Origin of the sequence: Candidatus Pelagibacter sp. HIMB1587 (assembly GCF_052047775.1) — a bacterium.
Lineage (GTDB): Bacteria > Pseudomonadota > Alphaproteobacteria > Pelagibacterales > Pelagibacteraceae > Pelagibacter.
Genome location: NZ_JBNAJJ010000001.1, coordinates 344,967 through 366,662, shown reverse-complemented (window position 1 = coordinate 366,662; position 21,696 = coordinate 344,967). Strand labels below are relative to the sequence as shown.

General features: G+C 29.1%; 23 protein-coding genes and 1 tRNA gene. 18 read left to right on the top strand and 6 right to left on the bottom strand.

What is annotated here, in order from left to right; genetic code table 11:
• Position 1 precedes the first annotated feature (1 nt).
• From ACTTBE_RS02050 to ACTTBE_RS02035, 4 genes are read left to right on the top strand one after another with little or no spacing between them, the layout of a single operon-like run.
• Positions 2–652: an O-methyltransferase gene (locus ACTTBE_RS02050; RefSeq protein ID WP_440676954.1), complete on the top strand. Its 651-nt coding sequence runs from the start codon at positions 2–4 to the stop codon at positions 650–652.
• A complete protein-coding gene (gene trhO, locus ACTTBE_RS02045) occupies positions 652–1,557 on the top strand; it encodes an oxygen-dependent tRNA uridine(34) hydroxylase TrhO (RefSeq protein ID WP_440676953.1) in 906 nt (301 codons plus the stop codon). Before ACTTBE_RS02050 ends, trhO begins: the two co-directional genes overlap by 1 nt.
• A 20-nt stretch (positions 1,558–1,577) precedes the next feature.
• Positions 1,578–2,915: an MATE family efflux transporter gene (locus ACTTBE_RS02040; protein ID WP_440676952.1), complete on the top strand. Its 1,338-nt coding sequence runs from the start codon at positions 1,578–1,580 to the stop codon at positions 2,913–2,915.
• On the top strand, positions 2,915–3,442 hold the full coding sequence (locus ACTTBE_RS02035) for a thermonuclease family protein (RefSeq protein WP_440676951.1): 528 nt from the start codon (positions 2,915–2,917) through the stop codon (positions 3,440–3,442). Before ACTTBE_RS02040 ends, ACTTBE_RS02035 begins: the two co-directional genes overlap by 1 nt.
• 3 nt (positions 3,443–3,445) lie before the next feature.
• On the opposite strand, the gene ACTTBE_RS02030 is transcribed toward ACTTBE_RS02035, so the two are convergent.
• From ACTTBE_RS02030 to ACTTBE_RS02015, 4 genes are read right to left on the bottom strand one after another with little or no spacing between them, the layout of a single operon-like run.
• A complete protein-coding gene (locus tag ACTTBE_RS02030; protein ID WP_440676950.1) occupies positions 3,446–4,009 on the bottom strand; it encodes a sarcosine oxidase subunit gamma in 564 nt (187 codons plus the stop codon).
• Positions 4,002–7,007, bottom strand: coding sequence for a sarcosine oxidase subunit alpha family protein (locus ACTTBE_RS02025; protein ID WP_440676949.1), 3,006 nt, complete (start codon positions 7,005–7,007; stop codon positions 4,002–4,004). Before ACTTBE_RS02025 ends, ACTTBE_RS02030 begins: the two co-directional genes overlap by 8 nt.
• A gap of 5 nt (positions 7,008–7,012) precedes the next feature.
• The gene (locus ACTTBE_RS02020) at positions 7,013–7,288 is read right to left on the bottom strand and encodes a sarcosine oxidase subunit delta (protein ID WP_440676948.1); all 276 of its coding nucleotides are present in this window, start codon (positions 7,286–7,288) and stop codon (positions 7,013–7,015) included.
• Positions 7,288–8,541, bottom strand: coding sequence for a sarcosine oxidase subunit beta family protein (locus tag ACTTBE_RS02015; RefSeq protein ID WP_440676947.1), 1,254 nt, complete (start codon positions 8,539–8,541; stop codon positions 7,288–7,290). Before ACTTBE_RS02015 ends, ACTTBE_RS02020 begins: the two co-directional genes overlap by 1 nt.
• 67 nt (positions 8,542–8,608) lie before the next feature.
• Here ACTTBE_RS02015 and ACTTBE_RS02010 point away from each other — a divergent pair.
• Positions 8,609–8,700, top strand: a tRNA-Ser gene (locus ACTTBE_RS02010).
• Here the strand turns inward: ACTTBE_RS02010 and ACTTBE_RS02005 are convergent.
• On the bottom strand, positions 8,701–10,887 hold the full coding sequence (locus tag ACTTBE_RS02005; protein ID WP_440676946.1) for a lytic transglycosylase domain-containing protein: 2,187 nt from the start codon (positions 10,885–10,887) through the stop codon (positions 8,701–8,703).
• 43 nt (positions 10,888–10,930) lie between these two features.
• Between ACTTBE_RS02005 and dapA the strand changes: the two genes are divergently transcribed.
• Genes dapA through recO form a run of 10 tightly spaced genes read left to right on the top strand, consistent with a single transcriptional unit; the run spans position 10,931 to position 18,253 of the window.
• Entirely contained in the window at positions 10,931–11,806 is an 876-nt protein-coding gene (gene dapA, locus ACTTBE_RS02000; RefSeq protein ID WP_440676945.1) for a 4-hydroxy-tetrahydrodipicolinate synthase, read from the top strand.
• On the top strand, positions 11,806–12,276 hold the full coding sequence (gene smpB / locus ACTTBE_RS01995; RefSeq protein ID WP_075506759.1) for an SsrA-binding protein SmpB: 471 nt from the start codon (positions 11,806–11,808) through the stop codon (positions 12,274–12,276). Before dapA ends, smpB begins: the two co-directional genes overlap by 1 nt.
• Entirely contained in the window at positions 12,242–12,760 is a 519-nt protein-coding gene (gene folK, locus ACTTBE_RS01990) for a 2-amino-4-hydroxy-6-hydroxymethyldihydropteridine diphosphokinase (protein ID WP_440676944.1), read from the top strand. Before smpB ends, folK begins: the two co-directional genes overlap by 35 nt.
• A 20-nt stretch (positions 12,761–12,780) precedes the next feature.
• Complete coding sequence (locus ACTTBE_RS01985) at positions 12,781–14,526, top strand: RelA/SpoT family protein (protein WP_440676943.1); 1,746 nt, start codon at positions 12,781–12,783, stop codon at positions 14,524–14,526.
• The gene (gene pyrE / locus ACTTBE_RS01980) at positions 14,483–15,070 is read left to right on the top strand and encodes an orotate phosphoribosyltransferase (RefSeq protein ID WP_440676942.1); all 588 of its coding nucleotides are present in this window, start codon (positions 14,483–14,485) and stop codon (positions 15,068–15,070) included. The genes ACTTBE_RS01985 and pyrE overlap by 44 nt, the downstream gene beginning before the upstream one ends.
• Positions 15,067–15,786, top strand: a complete 720-nt coding sequence (locus ACTTBE_RS01975) for a pyridoxine 5'-phosphate synthase (protein ID WP_440676941.1) — start codon at positions 15,067–15,069, stop codon at positions 15,784–15,786. Before pyrE ends, ACTTBE_RS01975 begins: the two co-directional genes overlap by 4 nt.
• Positions 15,786–16,169, top strand: coding sequence for a holo-ACP synthase (gene acpS / locus ACTTBE_RS01970; RefSeq protein ID WP_440676940.1), 384 nt, complete (start codon positions 15,786–15,788; stop codon positions 16,167–16,169). Before ACTTBE_RS01975 ends, acpS begins: the two co-directional genes overlap by 1 nt.
• Entirely contained in the window at positions 16,169–16,906 is a 738-nt protein-coding gene (gene lepB / locus ACTTBE_RS01965; protein WP_440676939.1) for a signal peptidase I, read from the top strand. The genes acpS and lepB overlap by 1 nt, the downstream gene beginning before the upstream one ends.
• Positions 16,906–17,571, top strand: coding sequence for a ribonuclease III (gene rnc / locus ACTTBE_RS01960; RefSeq protein WP_440676938.1), 666 nt, complete (start codon positions 16,906–16,908; stop codon positions 17,569–17,571). Before lepB ends, rnc begins: the two co-directional genes overlap by 1 nt.
• A 1-nt stretch (position 17,572) precedes the next feature.
• Positions 17,573–18,253, top strand: coding sequence for a DNA repair protein RecO (gene recO / locus ACTTBE_RS01955; protein WP_440676937.1), 681 nt, complete (start codon positions 17,573–17,575; stop codon positions 18,251–18,253).
• On the opposite strand, the gene hemB is transcribed toward recO, so the two are convergent.
• Entirely contained in the window at positions 18,254–19,243 is a 990-nt protein-coding gene (hemB, locus tag ACTTBE_RS01950; protein ID WP_440676936.1) for a porphobilinogen synthase, read from the bottom strand.
• A 73-nt stretch (positions 19,244–19,316) separates the two neighbouring features.
• Between hemB and ACTTBE_RS01945 the strand changes: the two genes are divergently transcribed.
• Genes ACTTBE_RS01945 through glyA form a run of 3 tightly spaced genes read left to right on the top strand, consistent with a single transcriptional unit; the run spans position 19,317 to position 21,696 of the window.
• Positions 19,317–19,955 carry an aspartyl/asparaginyl beta-hydroxylase domain-containing protein gene (locus tag ACTTBE_RS01945; RefSeq protein WP_440676935.1) on the top strand — a complete coding sequence of 213 codons (639 nt, stop codon included), beginning with the start codon at positions 19,317–19,319 and terminating at the stop codon, positions 19,953–19,955.
• Position 19,956: 1 nt separating this feature from the next.
• A complete protein-coding gene (rpiB, locus tag ACTTBE_RS01940; RefSeq protein WP_075506748.1) occupies positions 19,957–20,382 on the top strand; it encodes a ribose 5-phosphate isomerase B in 426 nt (141 codons plus the stop codon).
• A gap of 6 nt (positions 20,383–20,388) precedes the next feature.
• The gene (gene glyA / locus ACTTBE_RS01935) at positions 20,389–21,696 is read left to right on the top strand and encodes a serine hydroxymethyltransferase (protein WP_075506747.1); all 1,308 of its coding nucleotides are present in this window, start codon (positions 20,389–20,391) and stop codon (positions 21,694–21,696) included.

Sequence of the window (21,696 nt, the reverse complement as noted above, 5' to 3'; positions counted from 1 at the left end):
TATGGGCTCAGACCTAAAAATTAGCAACAAAATTCAAGAGTATATTTTAAATAATGGACTAGATCTTCATTCAGTTCAAAAAGAAATTATTTCTTATAATGAGTCTCTGGGAGACATTAAAAGGATGCAAATATCTATCTCACAATCTCAATTTTTACACTTAATAGTAAAAACATCTAATGTTAGAAAAATACTAGAGATTGGAACTTTTACGGGCTTAAGTGCTTTGTCAATGTCTCTTGCTTTACCAGAAGATGGTAGAATTATTGCTTTGGACAAAAATCAAGAAACTAACGAAATTGCAATAAAATTTTTTGAAAAAGCAAAACAAGGTCATAAAATTAAAACAATAATTAAACCTGCTTTAGAAAGTTTGAATGAAATAAAAGAAAATGATTTTGATTTAATTTTTATTGATGCTGATAAGAAAAATTATAAAGAATATTACGAAAAATCTTTAATTTTATTAAAGACAAATGGCTTAATAATAATTGATAATGTTCTATGGTATGGTCAAGTTGTCGATGAAAATAGTGATGATAAAATCACTTTAACTATTAAAGATTTTAATAATTATCTTTCTAAAGATAAGAGAGTTGAAAAAATTATAGTCCCATTAGGTGATGGTATGACAGTTTGTAGAAAATTATAATGTTTGAAGTATTTGGATTTTATAAGTTTATTAAAATTTCTTATTTAAAGAAAAATCAGAAAAAACTTCACAATCAATTATTAAATAAAAACATACGTGGAACAATTATTATTTCAAATGAAGGGTTAAATGGAACTATTTCTGGAAAAAATAAAGATATTAAATTGATTAAAGATTATTTACACAAATTATTTAAATTTGAAAAATTTGATAGCATTAATAATTCAAAAAGCTCTTTTCAGCCGTTTCATAAACCAAAAGTAAAAATCAAAAAGGAAGTGGTTCCAATGAATTTAAGTTTAAAAAAGAGAATTAAAAAAAAAGATAGTCATGTTAACCCGCAAAAGTGGAACTCATTAATAAAAGACAAAAAAACAGTTTTAATCGATGCTAGAAAACCTTTTGAATATAAAGTTGGAACTTTTAAAGGTTCAATTAATCCAGATGTAGATAATTTTCGAGATTTTCCAAAATATCTTAAAAAATTAAAAAAAAATCAACCTATTGCTATGTTTTGTACTGGAGGTATTAGGTGTGAAAAAGCGTCAGTTTTTTTGGAAAATAAAGGTTACAATAATGTCTATCAACTAAAGGGTGGTATTTTAAACTATTTAAAAAAAACAGACCCAAAAAAAAGTTTATGGAAGGGTGAGTGCTTCGTCTTTGACAACAGAATTAGTTTAAAGCATGGTTTGAAAATAGGTTCTTACTCAATGTGTAGTGGTTGTAGAAAACCTATTTCTTTAAAAGATAAAAAATCTAAAAAATATGAAGAAGGGGTTTCTTGTCCAAATTGTCACGATAATTTAACAAATGATCAAAAATCGAGATTTAGAATGAGACAAAAACAAATTAACCTTGCCAAAAAAACTGGAAAAAGTCATATCTTTCAAAAAGAATATTAAAATATTTTTAGTTTAAAGAAATGAATTTATTAAAAGATGACGTCTCTCAACTTATAAAAAAACTTGCTATACCAGCAAGTGTTGGGACATTATTTCAAACATTATACACGTTAGTTGATACTTTTTATGCTGGGAAAATTTCGCCAGAAGCTTTATCTGCATTAAGCAAATCCTTTCCAATCTACTTTCTAATTATTGCCACGTCTATTGGTGTCACTGTTGCTGGGACTTCATTAATTGGTAGTAGTATTGGGGAAAAAAATGAAAAAAATGTATTAGGTTATTTTACAAATATCATTCTTTATTCAGTAATAATTTCAATAATTGTATCAATAATTGGATTTAGTTTTTCTGAAAAATTATTTTTAACTATGAATTCATCAAGAGAGGTAATTACTCTTGGCCTTGAGTATACTAATGTAATATTTTATGGAACTATTCTCTTTATTCTGGTTGTTGCTTTAAATTCATTTCTTCATGCTGAGGGAGATACAGTTACATATAGAAATGCTCTTATATTATCTTTTTTTTTAAACATTTTATTAAATCCAATATTTATATTTGGATTTTTGTTTATCCCAGCCTTTGGTGTAGCGGGCATAGGTTATGCAACTTTGATTGCCCAATTTCTTTCTCTAATAATCGTTTTAATTAAATTGTTAAAAAATAAACGTATTAAAGAGATCACTTTTCAAAATTTTAAGATCAAATTCTTCTACATTAAAAATATTTTTTTCCAATCAATGCCAATTACAATAGCTATTCTTGGTTACTCAATTGCTGCAACGATTGTATTTACCTATGTTGCATTTACAGGAGAATATGCCGTAGCTGGTTATGGAGCAGCAACAAGGATAGAGCAGGTTGTCTTACTGCCTGTATTGGGGATAAATACAGCAATAATATCAATTATTGCACAGAATATAGGTGCGAAATATTATGAAAGAGTAAAACAATCTTATTTTACATCAGTAAAATACGGCTTAATTATAATGCTAGCGTCTGGAGTTTTAGTATTTGTAACTGCAGATCTAATGCCAAAATTTTTCTCATCTAATGCGGAAGTTGTTGAATATGGGTCAATATATTTAAAAATTTCTGCATTTATCTTACCAGCGTACCCAATTTTTTTTCTATCAAATGGTTTTTTTATGGCTTTAAAAAAATCTGAGAAAGCAATGATTAACAATATATTAAGGAACGTTTTGGTTCCATTTTTATCTTATTATATAGCACGTTCTATTGATGCAGACTTTAAAACTTTTTTTTATATCTGGGCAATATTGCAATGGTTAATATCAATCTTACTATTCTTTTATGTTAAATATTATATTAACAATAAATTAACTACTGGCTAATGTTTTATACAAAAAAGAAATTGATAATTTTGATAATTATTTCATCTATATTTTTTATACTTACATACAACGATGTAAGATCTGAAAATATAAAAAAAATATCGGGTTTTGCTAAAGTTGTTGATGGAGATACAATTAAAATCAATTCAAAAAAAATTAGATTATACGGTATTGATGCACCTGAAAAAAAACAAAAATGTAAAAAAACTTATTTAACAATATCTTTTATGTCTTTTACTAAAGATTATATGTGTGGAGAAGTATCTACTCAAAAGTTAATTAAAAAAATTAATAAACAAAAATTAAATTGTAATATTTTAGATGTTGACAGGTATAAAAGGTTAATAGGAGAGTGTTTTAAAAGAAATATAAATTTAAATTCTTGGATGGTTTCAAATGGTTATGCAGTAGCATATAGAAAGTATTCTAAAAAATATGTAACTGATGAAATTAATGCCAAAAATAATAAATTAGGCATTTGGCAAGGTAAATTTGAAATGCCATGGGATTATAGGCGAAAAAATTAATCTTTATAGTCTTGAAGAACTGTCTTCCATCCATTCCCAAAGGTGTTTAGCAAATGATCTTCTGACAAATAAATTAACAAAATTTTTGTCTTTATTGTGAATAATAACATCTATGTGATTTAGCAAAGTTTGAGTAGTTGACCCTTTTTTTTCACGAAATAAGTTAAAATTAAAAGGACATCCTGAGGAAAAAAGTTCATATATTTTTTCACCTTTTATCTCTAATTGAACAAATTGGTCAGTTACATCAGTTACTGCTCCTAATGATGTTTTTGAAATATTGTTAAATAATATATCATTTAATTGGCATGTATTGGTTTCTTTGCTAGTAGTCTCATTTGATACAATCATCCATTCATCTGGACTTAACCATATCGCAGTAAGCTTATCACTAGATGAGGATGTATTTGCTTCTGTTGGCAAAATCATATTTAAAGTTTTTCCTACATTTGTAAAAAATTCTCTTGTTTTGCCTCTTAAATTTAATTTCATTATTGGTGCAATTTCTTTTATGGACACACCGTTGTTATTAATTTCACTATTTGTTACTTGATTATAACTAAGCATTTAATCTTTCATTAGTTTGATCAAAAAATACTGGATTTGAAACAGTTACATTAATTGTTTTATCTTCCATAGGGATAAATAGTTTTTTACCCATCATATCTTTCCCACCTCTGACAACAGCTAGGGCTATAGATTTATTTAAATTAGGGCTAAAGTAACTTGATGTTACATGACCAAGCATTTCAACAGGACTTTTATTTAGTTCAGAAACAATTTGTGCTCCTTCCTCTAATACAACTTTAGGGTCATCTGTTAATAATCCCACCAATTGTTTTCTGTCTTCTCTCATAGTATCTGATCTGTAAAGAGATCTTTTGCCAATAAAATCATATTTCTTTTTACTAACAATCCAATCCATCTGTAAATCTATTGGTGTCATTGTTCCGTCTGTATCTTGGCCAACAATAATAAAACCTTTTTCAGCTCTTAGTAAATGCATCGTTTCTGTACCATAAGGAGTAATATTAAATTCTTTACCAGCCTCTATACATTTCTCCCATAGATCTTTTCCATAACTTGCTTGCACATTAATTTCAAAACTTTGCTCACCTGTGAAACTTATTCTCATAATTCTGCAAACAATACTTCCGATTTTCGCTTCTTTAAAAGACATGTGTGGAAAATTTTCATCAGACAAATCTAAATCAGGAATAATTTTTTTAAGAATTTTTTTGCTATTAGGGCCACACAAACTTGCTGTAGCAAATTGATCTGTAACTGAAGTTAAATATACATCTAATTCTGGCCATTCAGTTTGAAGGTAATCCTCTAATTTTCCAAGAACATTTGCTGCCCCACCAGTTGTTGTTGTCATTAGATAGTGATTTTCACCTAATCTTGTAGTAACACCATCGTCATATACCATACCATCTTCATTTAACATTAAACCATATCTACATTTACCAATGCCAAGTTTTGACCATGCATTTGTATAAACTCTATTTAAAAACTCTGAGGCATCACTTCCTTGTATATCAATCTTACCAAGTGTGGACGCATCCAATATTCCTGAACTTTCTCTTGCAGCTTTGCTTTCTCTTTGAACTGCTTGGTGCATAGTTTCGCCATTGATAGGGTAGTACCAAGCTCTTTTCCATTGACCAACATTTTCAAATTCTGCTTTTTGTTCAACATGCCAATCATTCATAGGTGTTCTTCTAAAAATATCAAAAAACTTACCAACATTACGTCCTACAATTGTTCCAAATGTTAAAGGGGTATAAGGAGGTCTAAAAGTAGTCGTTCCAAGTTCTCCCATCTTAACACCTGCTGTATCTGCTATTATTCCCAAAGCATGCATATTTCCTAATTTTCCTTGATCAGTTCCCATCCCAGTCGTTGTATATCTTTTGACATGTTCGATAGATCTGAAACCTTCTCTTAGTGCTAATTTTATATCTTTTGCAGTTGCATCATTTTGATAATCAACAAAAGGCTTAGTTTTGCCTAAAGCTTTATCAGACGGTAATAACCATATATTTCTTTTTGAAATCTCTAGGTCGTTATTAACAGTAATATTTTCAAAATCTGTTTTATTTATATCTAAAAAATCTTTTAGTTTTTCATTTAAGTTTTGAAGTATTTCATCAAGCTTAAAATCACCACAACAAGATCCAACACTTATTTGATCTGAATTATTTTTATTTGGAATAAATATTTTTTTATCCTCATCAAAAGTAAGTTTTCTACCTGACTGAGTATATAGGTGAACAGCTGGAGTCCATCCACCAGCAACCCCTAAACAATCACATGAAATAGAAATCTTATTTCCAGTTACTGAAGTTCCATCATTTGATAGTTTCATTATTGAGACACTGTTTAATCTTTTATAACCAGAAGTATCAACAACTGTATGTTCCCAATATATTTTTACACCTGCATCAATAACTTTTTTTTCTAAATTTGTTTCCGATTGCTTTCTAATATCAACTATTGCTTCAACTTTGATACCTTTGTCGTTTAATGAAAGTGCACTTTCATATGCACTGTCATTATTTGTTAAAAATACAATCTTCCTACCACAGGCTACACCATAAAAATCACTATATTTTTTAATTGCAGAAGAAAGCATTATTCCAGGTCTATCATTATTATTAAATATCATCGGTCTTTCCAAAGCACCTGTTGCCAAAATTACTTTCTTTGCTCTTATTTTAAGTAACCTTTGTCTAATTTTATTTGTCTTATCTTTTTTTTCTAAATGATCTGTTAAGTTCTCTCTTGCTAGCAAATAATTATATTGATGGTAGGCAGCAACACTTGTTCTAGTTTTTATTTCTAAATTTTTAATATTTTTAAGTTCTTCAATTTCTTTTTTTAACCATTCAGATGAAATTTTGTTATCAATTTTATTACTTTCATTGTTTTCATAAATAGTTGATCCTCCCAATTCATTTTTTTCATCTAAAAGTAAAGTTTTGTAGTTATTCTTTGCAGCATTTTTAGCTGCTAGAATTCCAGATATACCTGCGCCAACTACAAGAACATCACAATGAATATTTCTGTGATCGTAAATGTCAGGATCGTTTGATGTTGGTGATTTCCCCAGTCCTGCTGAGTGTCTTATAAAGTATTCATATTTTTCCCAGAAGCTTGCAGGCCACATAAATGTTTTGTAATAAAATCCTGCAGGAAGTAAGGGTGATAAAAAATTATTTATTCCACCAATATCAAAGTTTACACTTGGCCAGCAATTTTGACTTGATGCCTCCATTCCTTCATATATTTCAACTTCAGTTGCCCTAACATTTGGTTCAGTTCTATTAGTATTGGGATTAATTTGAACAATTGCATTGGGCTCCTCAGAACCTGAGGTCATTATACCTCTTGGTCTATGGTATTTAAAACTCCTACCTACTAAATGAACATTATTTGCTAATAAAGCAGAAGCAAGTGTGTCTCCCTTAAATCCATAATAAGTTTTACCATTAAATTTAAACGAAACTCTTGTTGTTTCATCAATATATTGACTAGATTTAACTCTTAAATTTTCTGACATTTATTTTATATCGAAGGGGGTTTTTCTCCCATTTTATAGATTGCTTTAATCTCATCATTCGAAGTGTCTCTAATCATATTAAACCATTTACGACATCCATGAGCATGATTCCATCTTTCATATTGAACACCTTTAATATTTTTTCTCATAAATAAATACTCTGCCCATTCATCATCACTAAGTTCTGTCGATTGTTTTGGTCTTTCAATATGAGCTTCACCACCAGCTTTAAATTCCTGCTGATCTCTCTCACCACAATATGGACAATTAATAACAAACATTAGTGAGCAACTGCTGCAGCACCATGTTCATCAACAAGGTCTCCACTTACAAATCTATTTAAATTAAATGCTGCGTTGAGTTTATGTGGCTCATCATTAGCAATGGTATGTGCAAACAAATCTCCTGATCCAGGTGTAGCTTTAAAACCTCCTGTACCCCAACCACAATTAAAATAAAGTCCTTTGATAGAAGTTTTACTTAATATTGGACTTGCATCAGGACATATATCCACAATTCCTCCCCATTGTCTTAACATTCTCATACGACTAAAAATTGGATACAATTCTAAAATAGCATTTAGAGTACCTTCAACTATTTGATGACTTCCTTTTTGAGTATATGAAACATAATCATCTGTTCCAGCGCCAATAACTAATTCACCTTTATCAGATTGACTTACATAAGCGTGTACAGCGTTTGACATAACAACGGTGTCTATAATTGGTTTCACAGGTTCGGATACTAGTGCTTGAAGAGGTTTGCTTTCTAGAGGAAGTCTTATTCCAGCCATATTAGCGATCACACTTGAATGTCCAGCTGCTACAACTCCAATTTTTTTTGTTTTAATAAATCCTTTTGTTGTTTCTAAACCTTCAACACTATCACCATTTCTTTTTATACCTTTTACTTCACAATTTTGAATTATATCAACACCCATTTCATCAGCACCTCTAGCATAACCCCAGGCAACAGCATCATGTCTTGCTGTACCAGCTCTTCTTTGTAATGTACCACCAAGTACAGGATATCTTATATCTTGAGATGTATTTATAATTGGACAAAACTTTTTAACTTCTTCTGTACTCAAATAAACGGCATCAATTCCATTTAGTCTATTTGCATGTGTTCTTCTTTTTAAATCTCTTACATCTTGCAAATTATGAGCAAGATTCATTACACCTCTTTGACTAAACATTACATTGTAGTTTAACTCTTGAGATAATCCTTCCCAAATTTTTAACGCGTGATCATAAAGTCCAGCACTAGCGTCCCATAAATAATTAGATCTAATAATTGTAGTGTTACGACCAGTGTTTCCTCCACCAATCCATCCTTTTTCAACAACGGCAATATTTTTCATATTGTGTTTTTTTGCTAAATAGTATGCTGTTGCTAGACCGTGACCACCTCCACCAACTATAACAGCATCATACTCCTTTTTTGGAGCAGGGTCTTTCCATGCTCTTTGCCAATTCTCATGATATGAAAGAGCGTTTTTGATTAATGAAAATACTGAGTATTTATTTCCCATAATAATTGAATAATTACTTTATAAATATTGAATTTTCAATAAAATCACTTATTACACAATGTCATACGGAGAGATGGGTGAGAGGCTGAAACCAGTCGTTTGCTAAATGACCGTGCGAGGAAACTTGTACCGAGGGTTCGAATCCCTCTCTCTCCGCCACTAATATAAAGGCTGATCTTTAAAAAAATCTTTCATTACTATTGGATTTTGTTCAAGTACATATCTGTACACATTATAATTTTCCAATACACGCTGAACATAGTTTCTAGTTTCTCTAAATTTAATTAGCTCAACCCAATCAACATAATTTATCTGTTTTTTTTGTGGATCCTTATTTAATTTTTTCCAATATTTGACTCTATTTGGACCAGCATTGTATGCAGCTATTGCAAATGGGTAAGCACCATCATATTGCTGAATTAAACCGGCAATATAATGAGATCCCAAATTTATATTGTACTCTGGATCAGTTGTTAATCGAGATTTTGCATAAGGAAGCTTTGCTTGTTTAGCAACTAATTTTGCTGTGTAAGGCATTAATTGCATTAAACCTTTTGCACCTGCATGACTATTTGCTTTTAAATCAAATTCACTTTCTTGTCTTATAATTGATAAAATTAATGCACTTTCAGGAATCTTTCTTCCATTAATGTATTTAGGTGTGCTTATTAACGGATAATTGTATTTGTTATGAAATCTTTTTTGATAAGAGGCAATTTTTGATACTTGTATAGCAAAATCATATCTACTGATACTGGTAGCAAGTTCAGCAGCTAAAAGTTCACTGCCTTCAGAAACGTTATCATTAGCAAGATGTCTTAAGATAAATTTTGTATACTTGTCTTTATCTAACTCATGTAAAAGATGTGTGATTTTTACTAATTCTTTATTAAAAAAAGCTTTTCTATATTCATCTTCAACCAACATTGTTTTATCAAGTTCAAATTTTCCATTAGGATTAATTTTTAAAAATGCTAGTTGTCCATAATATGTAGTTAAATATTTTGTTGCCTCTTTATACCATTTTTCCGATTGATCCTTATTTTTTAGTTTTTCATATGATCTACCTAACCAATATGCGCCCCTAGAAACACTTATTGGATAATTAACATTATCAAAAAAGTTTTTAAAATGATCTTTAGCAAGAAGTGGATCATTTAAAAAACTTAGTGCTATCCAACCACTCATCCATTCTGCCTCTGCAAATTCAGACCCTTCAGACATTCCGTGATTGCTACTAATTTTATAAGCTAGTTCATATTGTTTTTTGTAAATTAACTTTCGAGAAATGATTTCTCTTTCTTTCCACCATTTGTCAGGTCTAACTAAATAATCTTTATCATTTCTTATCTTGAGCAAAATTTCAGTAGAAGACTCCAATCGTCCCTTTTTTCTCCTCCACTTTAAACGATCATAGTTTAATCCAGCATCATTTTTAAATTTGTTTGGAACATTTTTGATTGCTTGATCTACTCCGTATCCCTTGGTCATCAAAATATGTCTTGCAGTATAGAGCAATTCATAGTCTTTAGGTAAATATCTGATTAATCTTTTTAAATCCCAATGATCACTATTCCATGCAAGATGATCAGCTCTTTTAATATAGTCATTTGCATCAAGATATTTTTTATATTTTTTTCTGAAAAACCTTAACTCACTTTTTGATAAATCTGCGGAAATCCATCCATTTTTAATTAGAGCAATACCTTTTGCTTTATCTCCTGATAAAATATGACTTTCACCTAAAATCATCTTACCATATCCACTTAAAGGTTCATTTTTTGAAAACCAATTGATGATTTTTCTTGGAGAAACTTTTTCCGTAGAAAGTTTATGCTCAGCCAAATATCTCAATCTATCTATTCTTGGATAATCTGAATTTTCCTCGATAAAGACTTGGTAATCAAAAAATGACTCTTGATTACCTGTTGTTAATAAATGTCTCCACTTTATAAAATTATATATAGATCTATCTTTAGCTTTTTTTGAGATGTTAATTGCAGATTTCCACTGACCTTTTTGCATTTCGCCAATAGCTTTTTTTGCAATCCCAAAATCTTTTTTATTATAAAATTTAGAAATTTTTACTGTTCCTGAATTGATTAACCCGCTTATAACTGGCTTTTTTTTAGGTAAAAGAAAACTAAGTTTAGTTTCTTTTTTAGTTACCTTTTTCTCAACTTTAACTTTTGACGGTTTTTTTAGAGGTTTGATTGTATTTAATATTATTTTTTTGTTTAATTCTTCAGAGGTTAGCGATGGTTTTTTTAAAGGAACAATCTGTGCCCAACTGAAATTAAAGCTAATCAAGGAAGTTATTATTAAAAATAATAATTTTTTAATCATAATCTTTTGGTATATGAATCTTTAAACTATGTTATAAGTATTTATGTTCAAAGGATCAAATGTTGCTTTAATTACGCCGTTTAAAAACAATCTCTTAGATGAGGAGGCGTATATTAAATTAATACATTTTCATATTGAAAATGGAACTAATGGGCTTGTACCTGCTGGTACAACAGGAGAATCCCCAACATTAAGTCATGATGAACATCAAAAAGTAATTGATCTCTGCATAAAAGAAAGTAATGGAAAAATTCCAGTTATAGCTGGAACAGGTTCAAATTCTACTGAGGAAGCTATTTCTTTAACTTCACACGCTGAAAAGGCAGGTGCAAATGGTGCTCTAATCGTTACACCTTATTATAATAAACCTACTCAAGAAGGTTTGTACCAGCATTATAAAGCTATAAATGACAAATGCGGGATACCAATAATAATTTACAATATACCAGGTAGATCAGTTATTGATATGAATGTTGATACAATGGCAAGACTGTTCGAGTTAAAAAATATAGTTGGTGTAAAAGATGCCACTGGAGATTTGGATAGGGTAGATCAACAGTTATCAAAAATGGGTAAAGAGTTTGTTCAATTGACTGGTAATGATGACAATGCGCTAGAATTTAATAAAAGAGGAGGAGTAGGTGCAATAAGTGTAACAGCAAACATTGCACCAAAACTTTGTTCAGATTTTCAAAAATTTTCTAAATCTGAAAATGATATTGATGAAGCTGAAAAATTAGATAAAATTTTACAGCCAATTCATCATTCAATGTTTGTTGAAAGTAATCCTAGTCCAGTAAAATATGCTGCTAAATTATTAAAACTATGCGAAGATGATGTTAGATTACCTCTGGTAAAAGTTACCGAACAAACTAAGGAAATTGTTAAAAAGTCTCTTCAGTCAGCAAAATTGATTTAATGAACAAAAAAACCAATTCTGGTTTAAAAATAATTTGTTTAAATAGGAAAGCTAGTTTTAATTATTTTTTTGAGGATATTTTAGAAGCAGGAATTGTTCTTAAAGGTTCTGAAATTAAATCAGTAAGAGATGGAAAAGTTAATATAGCAGACTCTTATGCAGTTGAAAAAAATGGAGAAATAATTTTAATTAATTCTCATATTTCACCTTACAAACAAGCAAGTTATTCCAATCATAACCCAACCGATGAAAGAAAGTTGCTACTAAATAAAAGAGAAATAAACAAATTAATTGGAAAAATGCAAAGAGATGGCTTTACTATTGTTCCAACAAAAATGTATTTTAAAAAAGGAAAGGCCAAAATTGAATTAGCAGTTGCTAAAGGAAAGAAGCAATACGATAAAAGAGCAACAAAAAAGAGCAGAGACTGGAACCGTGAAAAGGCAAGATATATCAGAAAATCAAGCTAAAATTGTTTACTTAGGTATTGGCTCTAATTTGGGTGATAGAAAAAAAAATATAGAAATTGCAAAATCTCATTTAAGCGAAAATAATCTAGATTTTTTATCTATCTCAAGTTTTTATGAAACACCTTCTTGGCCGGACCCCAAAAAACCTAAATTTTTAAATGTAGTTATCAAGGCAAAGTTTTGTTTTGATCCTGAAAGTCTCCTTAAAATATGTAAGAAAATTGAAATTTTATCAGGAAGAAAAAAAGGTAAAAAAAATGATCCACGTATTTGTGATATTGACATTATTGATTTTAATAAAAAGATTTTAAAAGTAAAAAACAAATTAACTTTGCCTCATAAACTTATGCATAAAAGAAATTTTGTACTCATCCCTTTTTTTGAAATTCAAAAAGAATGGCATCATCCAATTATTAAAAAAGATCTTAAAAGCTTGATTTCTTCACTCTCTCAAGCAGACATTAGGTCTATTAAACAAATTTAAATTAATGTTATAATAGGGTTATGCTAAATTCTAATGAACTAATTAATAAAGTTAAAAATTATAATAAATTTTTAAATCCTGAAAAATTAGATAAAGCTTATAATTTTGCTGTAAAGGCCCATAAGAGTCAAAAAAGAGCTTCCGGTGATCCTTACTCTGTACATCCAATTGAAGTTGCAAATATTTTAACAGAGTTAAAATTAGACAGTGCTACAATTGCCACTGGGTTATTGCATGACACTATTGAAGATACCTTTGCAACTTATGAAACAATAAAAGCTGAATTTGGTGATGAGGTTGCTGACTTAGTAGATGGTGTCACTAAAATATCTGTTTTTGAAAATACAGCTGGATCAAATTCTAAAGTAGAAAACTTTAGAAAATTAATTTTAGCAACATCAAAAGATATTAGAGTTTTATTAGTAAAAATTGCAGACAGATTGCACAACATGAGAACGATTAAAGCAATTACTAAAGTTGAAAAAAGACAAAGGATTGCTCAAGAAACAATGGAAATTTATGCTCCATTGGCAGACAGAATGGGTATGCACAGAATACGTGATGAGCTTGAAGATTTATCGTTTGAAATTTTAAATTACGATGCGAGAAAATTAATAAAAAAAAGACTTGATGAAATAAAATTAGATAGAAAAGATATTTTTGAAGAACAATCATATGAACTTAGTGAAATATTGAATGATCACGAAATTAATGCTGAAATTTATGGAAGAGAAAAAACTCCATTTTCAATATGGAGAAAAGTTCAAAAAAAAAGAGTTTCATTAGAGCAGATAACAGACATCATTGGCTTTAGAATTATACTAGATACTATTGATGACTGTTATAAAACTCTTGGTATATTTCATAAGAAATGGAACTGTATTCCTGGTAAATTTAAAGATTACATCTCTTCGCCCAAAATAAATGGATATAAGTCAATTCATACTTCAGTTATTGGTTCAAATAAAAAGCCTATAGAGATTCAAATTAGAACTAAAGAAATGCATGACTTTGCACAAAGAGGTGTTGCATCGCATTGGCAATATAAATCTTCTGAAAAATTTAATTCATTAAGTTGGAAAGAGTATGATTGGTTAAAAGATTTAGTGGAGATTATTGAAAAAAATGAAAATCCTGAGGACTCTTATGAATATACAAAGCTTCAAATGTTTCAGGAAAATGTCTTTTGCTTCACACCAAAAGGATCTGTAATTAAATTGCCAAAAGATGCAACAGCAATTGATTTTGCTTATGCTGTTCACACTAAAATTGGCAATTCCGCAATTGGTTGTGAAGTAAATGGAAATAACTGTGAATTACAAACAATGTTAAGAAATGGTGATAGGGTTAACATTCTCACATCTAAAAATAGCTCACCATCTCTGCATTGGATACCTACCACCAAAACAGGTAAAGCAAGATCTGCTATTAGAAGATATTGGCATGACAAAGGTGAACAAAAAGAGGAAAAAATAAAAAAATATAACACTACACTTTGGATTTCATTACCTGATAAACCCGGTCAACTTGGTGATATAAGTTCTTTAATTGGAAGTCATAAACTTAACATTTCTAATTTAGAGATGGCGGGTAAAAATCCAAACTATATTAATTTTAAATTTAGATTAATAATCAGAAATCTTAAGAATTTTACAAATTTTATTGCAGAGCTAAAGCAAAAAGGTATAAAATTTAAGATAATTAGACACGAAGAAAAAAGAAATGCTTTCACTCAAAAAATCCTTAAATATTTTAAAAAAGACTGATGCGTTATTAGAAGGACATTTTGTTTTATCCTCAGGACTACACTCTCCAAAGTATATTCAATGTGCTAAACTTTTAAGCTTTCCTAATTTAGCTGACAAAATTTGTAAATCATTAGCAAATAAAATTAAAAAAAATTTTAAAAAAATAGATTTAATACTTGCTCCTGCAATGGGCGGTGTGATCATAGGTTATGAAATTGGTAAAATTTTAAAAAAAGAGACAATTTTTTGCGAAAGGGTGAATGGAAAATTTACTCTCAGAAGAGGTTTTGGTATAAAAAAGGGAGCAAGGGTTTTAATTATAGAAGATGTGATTACAACTGGTAAATCTAGTTTGGAATGTGTGAAACTTATAAAAAAATCAAACGCAAAACTCGTTGGTTTTGCTTCTATAATTAATAGATCAACAAAAAAATCTCTGAAGATAAAAAATAAAATTGTTTCTCATTTAAAAATAGATGTTCCTAGCTATAACCTTAAAAATATACCTAAATCTCTAAAATCAATTCCCATTACCACCCCAGGAAGTAGATTTATTAAGTGAAAAGGCTAGGCGTAAATATAGATCATATTGCAACACTACGTAATGCACGTGGTGAAAAACATCCCAATCCTGTTTTTGCAGCAAAAGAAGTTATAAAGTTGGGTGCAGACTCAGTAACTATTCATTTGAGAGAAGATAGAAGGCACATAAAAGATTTAGATACTAAAGAGATTTGTGCTTTGAATAAAGTGTTAGTGAATCTTGAAGTTTCAATGAATAGTGAAATAATTAAAAAAGCTTTAAGATATAAACCAAATTACATTTGTATTGTTCCAGAAAATAGAAAAGAAATAACTACAGAAGGTGGTTTAAATCTAAAAGATAATTATAAAAAATTAAAAGAAATAATTTTTAAATTTAAAAAGTCAAATATTAGAACTAGTTTATTTATCAACCCCAATTTAAATGATATCAAACTTTCAAAAAAATTAAATGTGGATTGCGTTGAAATTCACACTGGAAAACTAGCTAATTATGTTAAGTCACATAAAAATTTTTCAAGCGAATTAAATAGAATTAAAAAAAGCTCAAAACTTGCATCTAAACTACATATAGAAGTACATGCGGGTCATGGTTTAGATTATAAAACGACTAAAATTTTAACAAAAATTAGAGAAATTGAGGAATTCAACATAGGTCATTTTATTATTGGTGAGTCGATATTTTATGGTCTACCCAAAGTAATTAAAGATTTTAAAAAAATTATTAAAAATTAATGAAAATTTTAGGTATTGGAGTTGATATAATTGAAAATAAAAGAATTAAAGAAGCTATAAAAAGTAAATCTTTTATTAACAGAGTTTATAGTGTGAGAGAACAAAGACAATCATACTTAATAAAGAATAAAGTGGCTTTTTTTTCAAAAAGATTTGCAGCAAAAGAAGCATTTTCAAAAGCTCTGGGTACTGGATTTAGAAAGAAATTGAACTTTAAAGATATAGAAGTAGTTAACGATAAAATGGGTAAACCAAATTATGTTACAAACAAAAAAATCACCAAAATGATCCAAAATAAATTTAAAATTAAAAAATATAATTGTTTTCTATCCATTTCTGATGAAAAAAAATACTCAACAGCATTTGCTATTATTCAATCATAATGAAACTAGATAAAAACTTTTTTTCAGAAAATATAAAAACTTTATTTTATGCTTTGATAATCGCAATAATAATTAGATCACTTTTAGTGCAACCCTTTTATATACCTTCTTCCTCGATGGAACCCACATTACTTGTTGGTGACAGATTATTTGTTACTAAATATTCATATGGGTATAGCAAACATTCTTTCCCTTTTAGTCCGCCGATACTTAGTAAAAGAATAATGTTTAAAAGTCCTGAAAGAGGGGATGTAATTGTATTTAAAACACCGGCTGACAATAGAACAGATTATATAAAACGTTTAATTGGGCTGCCAGGAGATAAAATCCAGTTTATTGATGCCAATTTATATCTAAATAGTAGCGAAATACTTAAATCTAAAATCCCAATTAAAACAAAAATTTATTGTGGAGATACCACAATAGATGTCTTAAAGTTTGAGGAAAAATTACCTAATGGTAAAAAATTTCATACAGTTTATTTAAAAAATTATACCTATCAAAATTCAGATGTTTTTACAGTTCCAGATGATCATTATTTCTTTTTAGGTGATAATAGAGATTGCTCTAAAGATAGCAGATTTCTTTCAAGTGTTGGTTATGTTCATAAAGATAACTTAGTTGGCAAGGCTCAATTTATTTTTTTTTCATCTGATAAAAAAATAGGAAGTTTTATTGAATTTTGGAAATGGCATAAATCTATAAGATTTAAAAGAACCTTTAATGTTATTAATTAATGAAAATAAAATATCAAGAACTTGAAAAAAAAATAAATATAGTTTTTAAAAACAAAAATTTATTAGACCAATCTCTTACTCATAAAAGTTTTAATTCCTCTAAAAATAATGAGAAAATTGAATTTTTAGGTGATCGTGTACTAGGACTCGTCATGGCTAAAAAATTATTAGAAATTTATCCCAACGAAAAAGAGGGAATACTTGATAAAAAATTTGCTTCACTTGTTAATAAAAAATCTTGTCTTGAAATTGCAAAATCAATTAATTTAGAAAAATATATAAAAACTTTTAATCCAAGAAATAAAAAAATAAAAATTGAAGATAAAATTATTGCAGATAGTTGTGAAGCTTTAATAGGAGCAATTTATCTAGATAAAGGTTTCAATATTGTTGAAAAATTTATTTTAAATCAGTGGGAAGCAAAAATTAGCGATAGCATTGTTACTGAAATTGATGCCAAAACCAAGTTACAAGAACAAACATTAAAAAAATTTAAAAGTCTTCCTAAATATAAATTAATCTCAAATACAGGACCAAGACACAAACCAGTTTTTAAAGTAGGAGTAAAATTACCTAATACAAAATACTTTATTGGCATTGGCAATTCCAAAAAAAATGCTGAGCAAAGTGCTGCTACAGAGTGTTTAAATAGTTTCAATAAATAATATGAATTGGTCTGATGAAGGTTTTTTGATAAGTAAAAATAGATACAATGAAAACTCCTTGATCGTAGAAATTTTCACCAAAGAGAAAGGTAAAGTATCAGGCATCATATTTGGCGGAACATCAAAAAAAATTAAAAATTATCTGCAAATTGGAAATAAGTTGCATGTTAATTATAATTCAAAAAATGAAAATAGGATTGGCTATTTTAAAGTTGAAATTTTAAATGCTTACGGCCCTTTGTTTTTTGATCATAGGCAAAAATTATCATGCTTAACTTCTGCAATGAATTTGATTAAAATTTTAACAGCAGATGCACAATCAAATGAAAAAGTTTTTTTCATAATTCAGAATTTCTTTTTAATTTTACAAGATAAAAATTGGCTAAAAAAATATATTTTTTGGGAATTAGAATTACTCAAAATATTAGGTTATGATTTAGAATTAGAAAACTTAGTAGAGAAAGATACTGAAAATAACGAAACTGTTTACTATGTTTCATCATCAAATGAAAAAAAATATGTTCCAAACTTTCTTATTGAAAAAGATAAAGAGGTTGAGGATATTAAAATTTTACTAAAAGGTTTAAAGTTAGTTAATGATTATTTAGATAAATCAATTTTAAAACCAAACAATATTAACTTTCCTAATAATAGATTGTTATTTCTAAATACTTTAAGGTGATTACTTTATTATTTTGTCAATTCGATCAGCGTAATAACTCACAATCGCATTTGCACCTGCTCTTTTGAAAGCCACTAAACTTTCATACACTGCATCTTTATTTACAAATTTTTTATTTATAGCGTTTTCTATCAGACTGTACTCACCTGATACTTGATACGCAAAAACTGGGATTTTAAATTTTTCTTTAATTGATTTAATTATATCCAAATATGGCATTCCTGGTTTAACCATAACCATATCAGCTCCTTCTTTTATATCCAAAGCAACTTCTCTTAATGCTTCATCAGAATTTCTAAAATCCATTTGATATGTTTTTTTATCACCCTTTAATGAACTTTTTGATCCCACAGCATCTCTAAAGGGACCATAAAAGCTGGATGCATATTTTGCTGCATAAGATAAAATCTGAACGTCTTGGAAATTGTTTTGATCGATTGCTTTTCTAATTTTACTAATCCTTCCATCCATCATATCTGATGGAGCTAAAACATCACAACCCATTTCAGCTTGAAGTAAAGATTGGTTTATTAAAACTTGAATTGTTTCATCATTTAAAATTTTATTAGATTTGATTAATCCGTCATGTCCATGAGAGGTATAAGGATCTAATGCAACATCACACATAATTCCAATTTGATTTTTGTATTTTTTTTTAATCATTCTTGATGCTCTACAAACAAGATTATTTTCATTGAGCGCTTCTGATCCTAGTTCATTTTTTAATGACTTTTTTGTGTTTGGGAAAAGGGCAACCATCGGAATTCCTTTGCTTATCGCTTTGTCAATAATTTGACCGATTCTATCTACTGAATACCTGTAGACGCCAGGCATTGATTTTATATGTTGTTTTTTATTTACTCCATCAATAAGAAAAATTGGAAGAACAAAATCATTAGGACTTAGGGTATTTTCCTGTATTAGTTTTCTAGTCCAAGAAGATTTTCTGTTTCTTCTTAATCTTAGGCTTGGATATTTTCCTACAATCATGTTTAAATTTACTTTATTAATGCGACAAATGTATTATACAAATAACTCTTAAATTAAGTACAAAACCATTTTTATGAGCATTGATAACACAAAAGTTGTAAACCTAAACCTAAAAAAAGAAAAAAGAGTTTTAGATTTTAGCGATTTTCAAAAACAAAACTTGAAATTTGATATAAACAAACTTCAAGAGGCCTATAACCAAATTATTAAGACAAAAAAATTCGAAGATGCTGGAATAACACACTTTGGAGCAATTTCATTAACTCAAATTCCTGGTGATCCTGACTCAATCAAAGGCAATAAAGCTAGAGGTGTTTACTGGACTAAACCTGATAAAACTGGACAAGAGGTTTCTAGAGATGTTGAAATTGATGAAGCAGCTTATTCTGAATTTATAAAAGATTATGAGAACACTTATTTTAAAGAAGTTTATGATGTTTTATCAAGCAAATACAAATTGGGTAGAGTAAGAATTTTGCTAAAAGAACCAAGATCAACTTTAAGTTGGCATAGAGATCCAGAACCAAGATTGCACATTCCAATTGTAACTAATCCTGGATGCTTAATGGTTATAGATAATGTTGCAAAACATATGCCAGCAGATGGTTCTGTGTGGGTGACTAATAACACAAAATATCATAATGCATTTAATGGTGGTGAAGAAAATAGAGTCCACCTTGTTGCTTGTGTGCTAGATTATAAATTCAATTAATTTGAAAAAGATATTTATTTCATCAGACCACGCTGGTTTTAAACTTAAAGAAGCAATTAAAATTTATTTAGAAAAGAAAAAAATTAATTTCCAAGATTTTGGTCCCTCAAATGAGAATAGCGTTGATTACCCAGATTACGCACATAAAGTTGCAAGAAAAGTAAATTCATCAAAAAAAAATATTGGTATTTTGGTATGTGGATCAGGAACTGGAATGAATATTGCGGCAAATAAACATAAAAATGTTAGAGCCGCTCAATGCTTTAATGAAAAATCGACTAAATTATCTAGATTGCATAATGATGCAAATATCATTACATTGGGTTCTAGATTACTAACTAAAAAAAATGCATTAAAATTTATTAGCATTTTTTTAAATACAAAGTTTGAAGGTGGGAGACACTTAAAAAGAGTAAAAAAAATATAATTGATTATGTCTAGTGAAAAAAGTTATTTAAACGATAGTTATAAGAGTTTCTTTGAAGATGGTTTGTCTAGCAAGGACCCTGAATTATATAAAGCTATAAAAGACGAACTCTTAAGACAACAACAACATATAGAATTAATTGCATCAGAAAATATAGTTTCACAAGCAGTTCTTGAAGCTCAAGGATCAGTTTTAACTAATAAGTATGCCGAAGGATATCCTGGAAAAAGATACTATAATGGTTGCGAACATGTAGATGTTGCAGAAAGTCTTGCAATTGAGAGATTAAAAAAATTATTTAATTGTAAATATGCAAATGCACAACCGCACTCTGGAGCACAAGCTAATGGAGCTGTATTTTTAGCTTTATTAAATCCTGGAGATACATTTATGGGAATGAGTTTAAATTCAGGTGGACACATAACACACGGATTGAAAATATCTATGTCAGGCAAATGGTTTAACGCTATAGGTTATGACGTTGATAAAGAGTCTGAGCTTATTGATTATGATAATGTTGAAAGACTTGCTTTAGAACACAAGCCTAAATTAATAATAGCAGGCGGCAGTGCTTATTCTCGAGTAATAGATTTTAAAAGATTTAGAGAAATAGCTGATAAAGTAGGAGCCTATTTAATGGTTGATATGGCACATTTCTCAGGACTTGTGGCTGGTAAAGGTTATCCAAATCCATGTGATTATGCTCATGTTGTAACCTCAACTACACATAAAGTATTTAGAAGCGCAAGAGGTGGAATAATTTTGTCTAATGACGAAGAGCTTGGTAAAAAGTTTAACACAGCTGTTTTCCCTGGTTATCAAGGTGGACCTTTGATGCATATTATTGCAGCTAAAGCTGCTGGTTTTCTAGAGGCTCTTCAACCAGATTTTCAAGATTATATAAAATCTGTTTTAGCTAATGCAAAAATCTTAGCCGAAACTTTAAAAAACAATGGATTTAAAATTTATTCAGATGGAACTGATACTCATTTAATGCTTGTTGATTTAAGACCTTTTAATGTTAAAGGAAATCTTGCAGCGGAAAGTCTATCAAGAGCTAACATAACGTGTAATAAAAATGGAATACCTTTTGATACAGAGAAGCCAATGATTACATCGGGTATTAGATTGGGTACTCAAGCTGCTACTACACGTGGATTTGGATTAAATGAATTTAAAACTGTAGGTGAATTGATAACAAAAACTATTAAAGGTTTATCTGAAAATCCTGATGATAACAGTAAAGTTGAAAATGAAGTAAGGAATGAAGTTATTAATCTAACCTCATCATTTCCAATATATAAAAATTTATAA

Bases quoted from the DNA above. Each gene is read 5' to 3' on its own strand.
- ACTTBE_RS02050 (WP_440676954.1), top strand. From the start codon at position 2: ATGGGCTCAGACCTAAAAATTAGCAACAAAATTCAAGAGTATATTTTA.
- trhO (WP_440676953.1), top strand. From the start codon at position 652: ATGTTTGAAGTATTTGGATTTTATAAGTTTATTAAAATTTCTTATTTA.
- ACTTBE_RS02040 (WP_440676952.1), top strand. From the start codon at position 1,578: ATGAATTTATTAAAAGATGACGTCTCTCAACTTATAAAAAAACTTGCT.
- ACTTBE_RS02035 (WP_440676951.1), top strand. From the start codon at position 2,915: ATGTTTTATACAAAAAAGAAATTGATAATTTTGATAATTATTTCATCT.
- ACTTBE_RS02030 (WP_440676950.1), bottom strand. From the start codon at position 4,009: ATGCTTAGTTATAATCAAGTAACAAATAGTGAAATTAATAACAACGGT.
- ACTTBE_RS02025 (WP_440676949.1), bottom strand. From the start codon at position 7,007: ATGTCAGAAAATTTAAGAGTTAAATCTAGTCAATATATTGATGAAACA.
- ACTTBE_RS02020 (WP_440676948.1), bottom strand. From the start codon at position 7,288: ATGTTTGTTATTAATTGTCCATATTGTGGTGAGAGAGATCAGCAGGAA.
- ACTTBE_RS02015 (WP_440676947.1), bottom strand. From the start codon at position 8,541: ATGGGAAATAAATACTCAGTATTTTCATTAATCAAAAACGCTCTTTCA.
- ACTTBE_RS02005 (WP_440676946.1), bottom strand. From the start codon at position 10,887: ATGATTAAAAAATTATTATTTTTAATAATAACTTCCTTGATTAGCTTT.
- dapA (WP_440676945.1), top strand. From the start codon at position 10,931: ATGTTCAAAGGATCAAATGTTGCTTTAATTACGCCGTTTAAAAACAAT.
- smpB (WP_075506759.1), top strand. From the start codon at position 11,806: ATGAACAAAAAAACCAATTCTGGTTTAAAAATAATTTGTTTAAATAGG.
- ACTTBE_RS01985 (WP_440676943.1), top strand. From the start codon at position 12,781: ATGCTAAATTCTAATGAACTAATTAATAAAGTTAAAAATTATAATAAA.
- pyrE (WP_440676942.1), top strand. From the start codon at position 14,483: ATGCTTTCACTCAAAAAATCCTTAAATATTTTAAAAAAGACTGATGCG.
- acpS (WP_440676940.1), top strand. From the start codon at position 15,786: ATGAAAATTTTAGGTATTGGAGTTGATATAATTGAAAATAAAAGAATT.
- lepB (WP_440676939.1), top strand. From the start codon at position 16,169: ATGAAACTAGATAAAAACTTTTTTTCAGAAAATATAAAAACTTTATTT.
- rnc (WP_440676938.1), top strand. From the start codon at position 16,906: ATGAAAATAAAATATCAAGAACTTGAAAAAAAAATAAATATAGTTTTT.
- recO (WP_440676937.1), top strand. From the start codon at position 17,573: ATGAATTGGTCTGATGAAGGTTTTTTGATAAGTAAAAATAGATACAAT.
- hemB (WP_440676936.1), bottom strand. From the start codon at position 19,243: ATGATTGTAGGAAAATATCCAAGCCTAAGATTAAGAAGAAACAGAAAA.
- ACTTBE_RS01945 (WP_440676935.1), top strand. From the start codon at position 19,317: ATGAGCATTGATAACACAAAAGTTGTAAACCTAAACCTAAAAAAAGAA.
- glyA (WP_075506747.1), top strand. From the start codon at position 20,389: ATGTCTAGTGAAAAAAGTTATTTAAACGATAGTTATAAGAGTTTCTTT.